Here is an 11,621-nt window from a genome sequence, read left to right as displayed (position 1 = left end):
GATCCTAGGGACTTGCATTCAATAACTCAAATTCATATTTTTTATTCAAAGCATTCCTAGCTGGAATGCAGAGACCGACTCGCACCCTTTCCCGGCATCAGCCCCTCAATCTGGCGCCAGCCTACGAATACCGCCGTCCGGAGCACCCCATGGATCTGGCCAACCTCAACGCCTTTATCGCCATCGCCGAAGCCGGCAGCTTCTCCGAGGCCGGCGAGCGCCTGCACCTGACCCAGCCGGCCGTGAGCAAGCGCATCGCCGGGCTGGAACAGCAGCTCAATGTGCGCCTGTTCGACCGCCTGGGCCGCGAGGTGAACCTCACCGAGGCCGGCCGCGCCCTGCTGCCGCGGGCCTACCAGATCCTCAACGTGCTGGACGACACCCGCCGCGCCCTGACCAACCTCAACGGCGAAGTCAGCGGCCGCCTGACCCTGGCCACCAGCCACCATATCGGCCTGCACCGCCTGCCGCCGCTGCTGCGCGCCTTCACCCGCGCCTATCCGCAGGTGGCGCTGGACATCCAGTTTCTCGACTCGGAAGTGGCCTACGAGGAAATTCTCCATGGCCGCGCCGAGCTGGCGGTGATCACCCTGGCCCCGGAAACCCGCGAGCCGGTGCGCGCGGTGGCGGTATGGGACGACCCGCTGGACTTCGTCGCCGCCCCCGAGCACCCGCTGGTGCGCGGCGGCGACGTGCGCCTGGCCGACGTGGCAAAGCACCCGGCGGTTTTTCCCGGCGACAACACCTTCACCCACCATATCGTGCGCCGCCTGTTCGAAGCCGAAGGACTGACGCCGAACATCGGCATGAGCACCAACTACCTGGAGACCATCAAGATGATGGTCTCCATCGGCCTGGCCTGGAGCGTACTGCCGCGCACCATGCTCGACGAGCAGGTGGTGCGCCTGCCGCTGCCCGGTATCCAGCTGCGCCGCCAGCTCGGCTACATCCTGCACACGGAACGAACCCTGTCCAATGCAGCCAAAGCTTTTATGCAACTGCTCGACGCCCAGCGCACGGGCCTTGCCTAGAGGACAAAACTGCGGCTAACGTGGGCCCATAACGATAAGAAAAGGCTCCTGCATGTCCTACTCGCGCCAGTTCCAGCCGGGCGTATACGCCTTGCCGTGCATCGGATGAGCCGCAATGCCGAAATCCCGCAAGCCCCAGCCGCCGCTCCCCTTCATTCCCGCCCTCGATCCCGTCGAGTTCGAAAAGACCTGGCATGACGCCCCGCGCCTGCTCGCCGCCCTCAATGGTGCGCACCTCGGCGCCTGGTACTGGGACATCGAGAGCGGCAAGGTCAGCTGGTCGCGCGGGGCCCAGGCACTGTTCGGCCTCGACCCGAAGAAACCGCTGCCCAAGCGCATCGACTACATCGAGCTGATTCCCGAAGAAGAACGCCCATCGGTCATCGCCCTGTTCCAGGACGTGCTGGCCGGCCGCCCCAACCCCACCGCCCTGCGCCACCGCATCCGCTGGCCGGATGGCAGCCTGCACTGGCTGGAGATCAGCGGCCGCCCGCAGATCGACAGCGACGGCCGCACCCGGGTGTTCGGCGTGATCCGCGATATCACCGCCCAGCAGATGCGCGCCAAGGCCCTGAGCGAGTCCGAACGGCGCTTTTCCAGCCTGTTCCACCTCAGCCCCGACGCGGTGATGCTGGTGCGCTACAGCGACAGCCGGATCATCGAAGCCAACCAGCACTTCAGCAGCCTGTTCGGCTGGAGCGCCGAGGAAATCATCGGCAGCACCACCCTGGAACTGGCGATCTGGGCCGATCCCGAACAGCGCCTGCGCATGCGCGAGCTGACCCGTAACAGCCCGGAACCGGTGATCCTAGAGGCTCGCCTGTGCACCCGCAGCGGCCGACCACTGGACGGCATGCTGAGCAGCCAGTACCTCGAGCTGGACGGCCAGGCCATGCTGCTGTGCACCTTCCTCGACACCAGCGAGCGCAAGCAGGCCGAAGCAGCCCTGCGCGCCAGCGAAGAGAAGTTCGCCAAGGCCTTCCTGCACACCCCCGACGCGGTGGTGATCACCGACAAGAGCAACGGTCGCTTCCTCGAGATCAACCCGGCCTTCGAGCGCCAGTTCGGCTGGAGCAAGGAAGAAGCCGTCGGTCGCACCTCGCTGGAGCTGGGCATCTGGGCCCGCCCCGAGGATCGCCAGAAAATGCTCGACGCCCTGAGCCAGGACGGCAGCTTCCACAACCTCGAGGTGGAGCTGTTCAGCCGCACCGGCCAGCTCAGCCATAACCTGCTCTACGGCGGGGAAATCGAGCTGGCCGGGCAGACCTGCCTGGTGCTCAACGTGCGCGACATCACCTTGCAGCGCCAGCAGGAGCAGGATCTGCTGGAAAGCCGCGAGCGCCTGACCCTGGCCCTCGACTCGGCCAACCTCGGCACCTGGGACTGGCACATCCCCAGCGGCACCCTCTATGGCTCGGAGCGCGCCGCCACCCTCCATGGCCTGCCGGCCGAGCCCTACCACGGCGAGTTCGAGACCTTCTTCCGCCACGTGCCGGACAGCGACCAGGCCAACATGCGCAAGGCCTACCGCGACGTGGTTGCCGGCAAGCGCCATGACTACCAGCTGACCTACCGCGCGCGCTTCGCCAATGGCGAGGTGCATTTCCTGGAAAGCACTGCCAAGCTCTACCTCGACGCCCAGGGCAAGCCCTTGCGCATGGCCGGCATCCTCATGGACATCAGCGAGCGCATGCTGCGCGAGCAGCGCCTGGCCGCCTCGGAAGAGAAGTTCGTCACCCTGTTCCAGGCCAGCCCCGAGCCGATCTGCGTGTCGCGCATCCGCGATGGCGTGTTCATCGAGATCAACCCCAGTTTCACCCAGACCTTCGGCTGGCAGCCCGAGCAGATAGTCGGGCACAGCGCCCCGGAGATTCGCTTCTGGGCCGACGAGCGCCAGCGCCACGAGCTGTTCGCCAAGCTGACCCAGCAGCAGCACCTGAGCAACGAAATCGCGCGTTTCCGCACCCAGGACGGCCGCGAGCTGACCTGCGTGGTATCCAGCCGCTTTATCCGCGTCGAACGCCAGCTGTGCATCACCACCACCTTCCGCGACATCAGCGAACGCCAGCAGGCCGAGGCGGCACTCAAGGCCAGCCAGGAGAAGTTCGCCAAGGCCTTCCACTCCAGCCCGGACGCCATCACCATCACCGAGCGCGACAGCGGCCGCTTTATCGAGGTCAACGAAGGTTTCTGCCGCCTCACCGGCTACCGCACCGAGGAAGTCATCGGGCGCACCGCCCGCGAGCTGAACGTGTGGAACAACCCCGACGAGCGCGCCCGCATGATCGAGGCGATCAAGCGCGATGGCCGCGTCTACCACCTGGAAATGCACGGCATGCACCGCGACGGCAGCTCGCGCCTGGTGGAAGTCTCAGTGGAGCCGATCGAGCTCGACAATACCCCCTGCCTGCTGCTCACCGCCCGCGACATCAGCGAGCTGAAGGACGCCCAGGCCCAGGTGCGCCACCTGGCCTACCACGACCCGCTGACCAACCTGCCCAACCGTGCCCTGCTGATGGATCGCCTGGTGCAGCAGATCGCCCTGCTCAAGCGCCACGACCTGCACGGCGCCCTGCTGTTCCTTGACCTCGACCACTTCAAGCACATCAACGACTCCCTAGGCCACCCGGTCGGCGACGCCGTGCTGAAGATGGTCACCGCGCGCCTGGAAGCCAGCGTGCGCGAGGAAGACACGGTAGCGCGCCTGGGCGGTGACGAGTTCGTCGTGCTGCTCTCTGGCCTGGAGGGCAAGCGCCGCGAGATCACCCAGCAGGTGCGGCAGATCGCCGAGAAGCTGCGCACCCGGCTGGCCGAGCCGATGCTGCTGGACGGCCATCGCCTGCAGGTGACGCCGAGCATCGGCATCGCCCTGCTGCCGGATCACGGCGACAACCCCACCGACCTGCTCAAGCGCGCCGACATCGCCCTGTACCGGGCCAAGGACACCGGGCGCAACACCGTGCAGATCTTCCGCCAGTCCATGCAGGACGCCGCCAGCGAGCGCCTGCGCCTGGAAAACGACCTGCGCCAGGCCCTGGCCCGCCACGAATTCGAGCTCTACTACCAGCCCCAGGTGGACGCCCGCAGCGGCCTGATTGTTGGCTGCGAGGCCCTGCTGCGCTGGACTCACCCAAGCCTCGGCCCACAGTCGCCAGCGCAGTTCATCCAGGTACTGGAAGAAAGCGGACTGATCCTCGAGGCCGGCACCTGGGTGCTGCACGAGGCCTGCCGCGCCTGTGCCCGCCTGCTGCGCGACGGCCTGGTGGACGGGCGCAGCTTCCAGCTGTGCGTGAACATCAGCCCGCGGCAGTTCCGCCAGCACAGCTTCGTCGAGCTGGTCGAACGCGGCCTGGCCGATAGCGGCCTGCCCAGCCGCATGCTCAAGCTGGAAATCACCGAAGGCATCGTGATCCAGAACCTCGACGACACCATCGCCAAGATGCATCGCCTGAAGAAACTCGGCATCAGCTTCGCCATGGACGACTTCGGCACCGGCTACAGCTCGCTGACCTACCTCAAGCGCCTGCCGGTCGACGTGCTGAAGATCGACCAGTCGTTCGTGCGCGACGCCACCAGCGACCCCAACGATGCCGAGATCATCCGCGCCATCGTCGCCATGGCCCGCAGCCTCAACCTGGAAATGATCGCCGAGGGCGTGGAACAACCCGAACAGCTGGAGTTCCTGCTGCAGCAGGGCTGCCACTTCTACCAGGGCTATCTGTTCAGCAAGCCGCTGCCGCTAACGGCCTTCCACGAGCTGCTGCGGCATAATCGCAAGCCGGCAATGGCACACTGAACCCAACAGACAACACGCACGCCGGACTTCGCTACACTCAACCACAACCTACCGGGCAGAAACGACAAGGGGCGCCACTGGCGCCCCTTGTTTTTACCCCGAGCCGATCAGCTCTGCAGGGCCGGCTTCTGGCTGCCGATGGGGATGCGCTTGGCCTTGGCCTCTTCCGGCACGATGCGCACCAGGTCGATATTGAGCAGGCCATTGATCAGGCTGGCGGCCTTGACCTCGATATGGTCGGCCAGGCGGAACGACAGCTTGAAGCCGCGCTGGGCAATACCCTGATGCAGGTAGGTCACGCTTTCAGCGCTGCGCTCACGCCGGCCACCCGTGACGGTCAGCACGCCACGCTCGACCTGCAGTTCCAGATCCTCGTCCTGGAAGCCGGCAGCCGCGACCACGATGCGGTACTGATCCTCGCCATGCTTCTCGACGTTGTAGGGCGGGTAGGAACTGCCCGCGTCGTTGCTGCGCAGAGCCGACTCGAACAGGTCGTTGAAGCGGTCGAAACCAACGGAATGGCGGAACAACGGGGCCATGGAAAATGCAGTGCTCATGTCATATCTCCTGAGTTTCAGCGAGTAGGTTGATCGCGGGACCCGACTTCGGCATCCCGTATGCCCTTAGATATGGACACGCAAAACAATTTCAAGCCCAACTTCACGCCGGCTCGTCGCAGGTCTCTGCGGGCGCCGCATAAGCGACGCTCTGACAGCCGAGCAGTGCATCGATGCGCGCGCAGTCATTCTCCCGGCGCAGGGCGCTGAACAGCTCGCTGGCCTGCGGGTAGCTACGGGTCAGCATCGCCAGCCACTGCTTGAGCCGGCCCGGTGCATAGCGCGGGGCGATCTTGCGCCGAGCCTGCAGCCAGAAGTCCTGCAGCAGCGGCTGCAACTCCACCCAGCTCATCGGCGCCAGCTCCTGACCGGCACGGGCGGCGGCGATCTGCCGGGCCAGATCCGGGCGCGATACCAGGCCGCGACCGAGCATGATGTCCTCGGCGCCGCTGATCTCGCGGCAACGCCGCCAGTCTTCCACGCTCCAGATTTCGCCGTTGGCATACACCGGCACGCTGACCGTGTCCTGCACCCGCGCCACCCACTCCCAGTGCGCCGGCGGCTTGTAGCCATCAACCTTGGTGCGCGCGTGCACCACGATCTGCGAGGCGCCCCCCTCGGCCAGGGCCCGCGCGCAATCCAGGGCACCATCCGGGCTGTCGAAGCCCAGGCGCATCTTGGCCGTCACCGGGATCTCGCGCGGCACCGCCCGGCGCACTTCGCAGAGAATCGCATGCAGCAGCTCCGGTTCCTTGAGCAGCACGGCGCCACCGCGCGACTTGTTCACCGTCTTGGCCGGGCAGCCGAAGTTGAGGTCGATCACCGGCGCCCCCAGCTTGCAGGCATAGGCGGCGTTGTCCGCCAGGCAGGCCGGATCGGAGCCGAGCAGCTGCAGGCGTACCGGCGTGGCGCTGCGGGTATGCGAGGCCGTGGCCAGCTCCGGGGCCAGCTTGCGAAAGTGGGAAGCCGGCAGCAGACGGTCGCTGACGCGGATGAATTCGGTCACGCACCAGTCGATGCCGCCGACACGGGTCAGTACATCGCGGAGGATTTCGTCGACCAACCCTTCCATGGGCGCCAGGGCGATTTGCATGGGACTATCCGGGAAAACGGGGCGCGTAGTGTAAGGCCCGCCCGCCGCCATGCAAGACTTGCCCGACGGCAGCCATGATCCACACTGCAAGCGTCTCGTCCAAGGAGTACCCCATGCGCTATTTCCTGCTGCTGATCGCCTGCCTGAGCTGTGGTGCGAGCATGGCCGGCACCTTCATCCCGCGAGGCGTTCACCACGTCCCCCAGGCAGCCGCGCCCGACTCGCCGGGACGACTGATCTTCAGTCGCAACAGCAATGCGCCGAATGCCTGCGATGTGGAGATTTACCTGAATCAGCGCCTGGTCGCCCGTCTCGGCCCGGGCAAGAACACCCTGTTCGACCTGCCCAGCGGCCGGGTCAGCGTGGCCGTGGCCCTGAGCTCCGCCGGCTACTGCGCCGGCAATGGCCCCAGCGCAACCCAGTCGATCCTGCTCGCCCCCGGCGAAACCCGCCAGTTCGCCATCCGCGTCGAGCCCGGCCAGGTGTTTCTCGCCCCGATGTTCAACTGAAGCCTTACAGCTGCAGCGGATAGGGCTCCAGCAGGGCCTGGCCGTAGCCCTCGATGAACTCCGCCGGCATGCGCTTGGGCTTGCCAGTGGACAGCTCGATGCAGACGAAGGTGGTCTTGGCCCGCAGCAGGGTGCTGGCATCGGCCGGGCGCCACAGCTGGAAGTGCCGGGTCATCTTCAGCTTGTGATCGGACTCGACGATCCAGGTGGCCATCTGCAGTTCCTCACCCTCGTAGGCGGCGGCCAGGTAGTCGATTTCGTGACGCAGCACGGCCATGGCCCGATCCAGACGACGGTATTCGGCCAGATCCAGGCCCAGATGTTGCGAATGACGCCAGGCGCAGCGCTCCAGCCAGCTGACATAGACCGCGTTGTTGGCATGCCCGAGGCCGTCGATATCGTCGGCAAGCACGCTCAGGTCGATGACGAAAGGCTGCGGCAGATCCCAGCTCATGGCCGCCCCTCCACGCTGGCGGCCAGGGCGCAGGCCTCGCTGGCGAGCTGGGTGATCTGATCCCAGGCACGGGCACGGATCAGGTTGTCCGGGGCGATCCAGGTGCCGCCCACGCAGGCCACGTTGGGCAGGCGCAGGAAGCTCAGCAGGTTGTCGGCAGTGATGCCGCCGGTGGGGCAGAAACGGATGCCGGTGAACGGCCCCTTGAAGCTCTTCAGCATCTTCACGCTGGTGGTGCCGTTGGCCGGGAACAGCTTGAGCGAGCGGTAGCCGTACTCCAGGGCCAGCAGCACCTCGGACGGCGTCATCACCGCCGGCAGGTAGGGCAGCCCGGAATCCTCCGCCGCCGCCGCCAGGCGCTCGGTGCAGCCGGGGCTGACAGTGAACTGGGCACCGGCGTCGCGGGCTTCCTGGAACTGCTCGGTGTGGATCAGCGTGCCGGCGCCTACCAGCAGCTCCGGCAGGGCCTGGCGGATCGCCGCCAGGGCGTCCAGGGCACGCGGCGTGCGCAGGGTCACTTCGAGCACCTTGATCCCGCCGGCGTGCAGGGCACGCGCCAGATCCACGGCCAGCGAGCTGTCCTCGATCACCAGCACCGGCAATACCGGTCGCGCCAGCTGCAGCACCTTGTCCATCGTCAGACTCATGTCAGTCTCCCTCATCGAAAATACTTGCCCCGCGGTCAGCCGGGCCAACCAGGCGGCGCTGCCCGGCGAACAGTTCTAGGCCGTAGCCGGCGGCCAGCCCCACTGGCGCCGCGGCCACCTCGCGCAGTGCCAGCTGTGACGGCTCGAGTTCCACCCGAAGCACACCGGCCTCGGCATCCACTTCGATCAGATCACCATCGCGCAGGCGCGCCAGGGCACCGCCGGCAGCCGCCTCGGGGGTAACATGCAGGGCCGCCGGTACCTGCCCGGAGGCCCCGGACAAACGGCCATCGGTGACCAGTGCAACGCGCTGGCCGGCCGCCTGCAGGTTGGCCAGCAGCGGCATCAGCTTGTGCAACTCCGGCATGCCATTGGCACGCGGCCCCTGGAAGCGCACCACCAGCACCAGGTCGCCCTGCAGCTCGCCGGCCTGGTAGGCCGCCTGCACCGCCGCCTCGCTGGCGAATACCCGTGCCGGCGCCCGCACCCGCCAATGGGCCGGATCGACCGCCGAGGTCTTGAGCATGGCCCGCCCCAGGTTGCCCTGCAGCAGACACAGCCCGCCCTCGGTCAGGAACGGGCTGGCCAGCGGTCGTACGATGTCCGGCGCCGGGCTCTGCGCCGGCAACTCGCGCCAGGCCAGGCGCTCGCCATCCAGCCACGGCTCGCGGGCATAGTCGGCCAGCGTCTCGCCGGCCGCAGTCGGGACATCACCATGCAACAGCCCGCCACCGAGCAGCTCGCGAATCAGCCAGGCCGGCCCTCCGGCGGCCTGGAACTGGTTCACGTCGGCCGCGCCATTGGGGTAGACCCGCGCCAGTAGCGGCACCACCCTGGACAGGGCTGCGAAGTCCTCCCAGGTCAGGGTGTAGCCGGCCGCGCGGGCAATTGCCGGCAGGTGCAGGCCGTGGTTGGTCGAGCCACCGCTGGCCAGCAGCGCCACCACGGCATTGACCAGCGCCCGCGCATCGATCTGCCGGCCCACCGGCAGGTAACGCTCGCCCCGCGGGCTATTGCGCGCCACCAGGCGCGCCGCTTCGTCGGTCAGCGCATCGCGCAGTGGTGTATAGGGATGGACGAAGGCGCTGCCCGGCACGTGCAGGCCCATGGCCTCCATCAGCAACTGATTGGTATTGGCGGTGCCGTAGAAAGTGCAGGTGCCGGCCTCGTGGTAGGCGGCCAGCTCGGCGGCGAGCAGCTCCTCGCGGCTGACTTCGCCACGTACATAGCGCTGGCGCACGGCGGCCTTGTCCTTGTTGGCCAAGCCGGAATGCATGGGCCCGGCCGGGACGAAAACCGCTGGCAGATGGCCGAACTGCAGGGCGCCGATCAGCAGGCCCGGGACTATCTTGTCGCACACCCCGAGGTACAGGGCGCCATCGAAGATGGCATGGGTCAGGCCGATGGCCGTGGCCTGGGCGATCAGGTCGCGGGAGAACAGCGACAGCTGCATGCCCGCCTCGCCCTGGGTGATGCCGTCGCACATGGCCGGCACCCCGGCAGCGAACTGAGCCGTGGCTCCATGCCGGGCCAGGGCCTGCTTGAGCCGCTCGGGGTAGTCGCGCAGCGGCGCATGGGCAGAGAGCAGGTCGTTGTAGCTGGAAACGATGGCGATATGCGCGGCACCGCCCTGCCTGATGATCAGTCGCGCGTCGGCGTCCTGCGCAGCCAGGGCGTGAGCCAGATTGGAGCAGCTCAGGGCCTGGCGCGGCGGGCGCCGGGTGGCCTCGTCGAGGCGTGCCAGGTAGGCAGCCCGACGCGGCGCCGAGCGCTGCTCCAGAGCGTGAGTAACCTGTTCGACAACGGGGTTAAGCATCAGCACATCCGCTTTCCAGTCTCTTCGCCCTGAGTGTAACGGTTAGCGCCCTGCTCTGGCGCGCTCCGGACAGGGCGACCGGCTGCTCAGGGCGCCCAGTAGACCTGCACGGTCTGCCGGCCATTGCCGAGCAGCGCCTGCAGCGGCAGATCGGCAGGCGCCTCGAGCAGCTGCCGCTTGGCCGCGCCAAAAGCCAGCAGCCCCAGCCACCGGCTGTGGCAGAGCATGGCCAGATTCGGCGACAGCCGCTGGCGCGGCTCGCTGGGCGCCAGCGCCGCAAGCACCGCCGGTGCGGCTTGCGGGTCGAGAGCCGCAGACAGGCCAGGCATGTCGGGGAACAGCGAAGCGAAATGGCCGTCCTCGCCCATGCCCAGCAGTACCGCGGCGAACGGCTGCAGGTGCTGCAGGCAAGCCTGCCAGCGCTGCGCCGCCTGCTCCAGGGTGGCTGCCCCCTGGCGTGGATCGAGAACGCGAGCCAGCGGCAGCCCCTCACCGAGCAGGCGGTAGTTGCTTTGCGCCGCGGCAGCCGGCACCCAGCGCTCGTCCGTCGGGCTCAGATCGACCCGCGCCCAGTCCAGGCGCTCGGCCGCCAGCAGCGGCAACAGTGCCTGCGGGCTGCTGCCGCCGGGCAACAGCAGGCTGGCACGTTCACGCTGCTGCAGCGCAGCGCGCAGGACAGCGGCCAGATCCAGCGCCAGCTGCTGGCAACAGGCGCTACGATCGGGAAACTCGTGCAGGACAACATCGGGCATGGCGGCACCATCGCGGCAAGCAGGCCTGCATGATGCGGCAAGCGCGCCAATCCCCCAAGCCTGCCGCACGCCAAGGCGAGCGGCAGGCCGACCACCTCAAGAGGCGACGCGTAGAGCCGGGCTTAGCAGCTGCCGCTGCCCCGCGGCCGCCAGGTCGGCATTGCCGAGCAGCTCCAGCACCGCCTCCACCAGCCGAGCATCGCCCAACGGCTTGCTGTGCCCGCCGCTCGGCAGGCTCAGCAGGCGGCTGCCCGGCCAGGCCTGATGAATGCTCTCGGCCTCGCTGAAGGGCACCATCTGGTCGTCCCGCGCATGCACCACCAGGCCCGGCATGGTCAGCGCATAGTGCGCCACATCCACCCGCGCTACCGGCATGCCGGCGCTCTGCTCGACCTTGCTGACGAAGCGCGCCCGCGCCTCTTTCGGCAGGCCGACAAAGTGGGCGAAGCGGCGCAGGGCACCGAGGATGCGCGCCGGCGCGGCAATGGTCACCAGGGCTTCGGTGCGCAGGCCCAGCTGAGTCGCCAGCAAGGCGCCAGCGCCGCCCATCGAATGGCCGATCACCGCATGCAGCGGCGGCAGCTCGCTGGCCGCCTCCAGCAGCGCACGGGCGAACAGCACCACATTGGCCTCGTAGCCGGGCGAGCGGCCATGGGCCGGGCCGTCCAGCGCCACCACGCCGTAGCCGGCGCGCACCAGGGCGCGGATCAGGCTGGCGAACTGCGTCGGCCGGCCCTCCCAGCCGTGCATCAGGAGCACCGCCGGCCCCTGCCCCCAGCGCAGTGCCGACAGGCCGAAGCGCAGGGTAATGCGTTCAGCATCGGCCAGCAGCGGCAGCTCCCAGTCGCGCGGCGGCAGCTCGCGCGGGGTGAGGAAGGCACGGTGCATCTTGCTGGCTACCAGATCCGGAGCCAGACGGCCGACAGTGGCATTGAAGCCACGAACCCAGTTCATGCTGCTCATTTT

General features: G+C 67.7%; 10 protein-coding genes. 3 read left to right on the top strand and 7 right to left on the bottom strand.

All coding sequences use genetic code 11. The features are described 5' to 3' along the window. The first annotated feature begins 149 nt into the window (after positions 1 to 149). Together A9179_RS07435 and A9179_RS07430 are read left to right on the top strand one after the other, a co-directional pair. Complete coding sequence (locus A9179_RS07435; protein ID WP_187805186.1) at positions 150 to 1,031, top strand: LysR family transcriptional regulator; 882 nt, start codon at positions 150 to 152, stop codon at positions 1,029 to 1,031. 115 nt (positions 1,032 to 1,146) lie between these two features. Further along, on the top strand, positions 1,147 to 4,827 hold the full coding sequence (locus A9179_RS07430; protein ID WP_187805185.1) for a PAS domain S-box protein: 3,681 nt from the start codon (positions 1,147 to 1,149) through the stop codon (positions 4,825 to 4,827). Positions 4,828 to 4,934: 107 nt separating this feature from the next. Here A9179_RS07430 and A9179_RS07425 read toward each other — a convergent pair whose 3' ends face one another. Together A9179_RS07425 and A9179_RS07420 are read right to left on the bottom strand one after the other, a co-directional pair. After that, positions 4,935 to 5,384 carry an Hsp20 family protein gene (locus tag A9179_RS07425; RefSeq protein ID WP_187805184.1) on the bottom strand — a complete coding sequence of 150 codons (450 nt, stop codon included), beginning with the start codon at positions 5,382 to 5,384 and terminating at the stop codon, positions 4,935 to 4,937. Between the two features lie 103 nt (positions 5,385 to 5,487). Further along, positions 5,488 to 6,477 (bottom strand): tRNA dihydrouridine synthase, encoded by a 990-nt coding sequence (locus A9179_RS07420; RefSeq protein WP_187805183.1) that lies wholly within the window; start codon positions 6,475 to 6,477, stop codon positions 5,488 to 5,490. Between the two features lie 113 nt (positions 6,478 to 6,590). Between A9179_RS07420 and A9179_RS07415 the strand changes: the two genes are divergently transcribed. Continuing rightward, positions 6,591 to 6,986, top strand: coding sequence for a hypothetical protein (locus A9179_RS07415; RefSeq protein WP_187805182.1), 396 nt, complete (start codon positions 6,591 to 6,593; stop codon positions 6,984 to 6,986). 4 nt (positions 6,987 to 6,990) lie between these two features. Here the strand turns inward: A9179_RS07415 and A9179_RS07410 are convergent, their stop codons facing one another. From A9179_RS07410 to A9179_RS07390, 5 genes are all read right to left on the bottom strand, one after another. Further along, positions 6,991 to 7,440, bottom strand: a complete 450-nt coding sequence (locus A9179_RS07410) for an acyl-CoA thioesterase (RefSeq protein WP_187805181.1) — start codon at positions 7,438 to 7,440, stop codon at positions 6,991 to 6,993. Next, the gene (locus A9179_RS07405; protein WP_187805180.1) at positions 7,437 to 8,087 is read right to left on the bottom strand and encodes a bifunctional 4-hydroxy-2-oxoglutarate aldolase/2-dehydro-3-deoxy-phosphogluconate aldolase; all 651 of its coding nucleotides are present in this window, start codon (positions 8,085 to 8,087) and stop codon (positions 7,437 to 7,439) included. Before A9179_RS07405 ends, A9179_RS07410 begins: the two co-directional genes overlap by 4 nt. Before the next feature lies 1 nt (position 8,088). Continuing rightward, a complete protein-coding gene (gene edd, locus A9179_RS07400) occupies positions 8,089 to 9,903 on the bottom strand; it encodes a phosphogluconate dehydratase (protein WP_187805179.1) in 1,815 nt (604 codons plus the stop codon). 86 nt (positions 9,904 to 9,989) lie between these two features. Next, complete coding sequence (locus A9179_RS07395) at positions 9,990 to 10,655, bottom strand: 6-phosphogluconolactonase (RefSeq protein ID WP_187805178.1); 666 nt, start codon at positions 10,653 to 10,655, stop codon at positions 9,990 to 9,992. 96 nt (positions 10,656 to 10,751) lie between these two features. Continuing rightward, complete coding sequence (locus A9179_RS07390; RefSeq protein ID WP_187805177.1) at positions 10,752 to 11,618, bottom strand: alpha/beta fold hydrolase; 867 nt, start codon at positions 11,616 to 11,618, stop codon at positions 10,752 to 10,754. Between the last annotated feature and the right edge of the window lie 3 nt (positions 11,619 to 11,621).

Source organism: Pseudomonas alcaligenes, from assembly GCF_014490745.1.
GTDB lineage: Bacteria > Pseudomonadota > Gammaproteobacteria > Pseudomonadales > Pseudomonadaceae > Aquipseudomonas > Aquipseudomonas alcaligenes_C.
The sequence above is the reverse complement of the archived record's forward strand: the minus strand, read 5'-3'. Positions and strand labels throughout refer to the sequence as shown.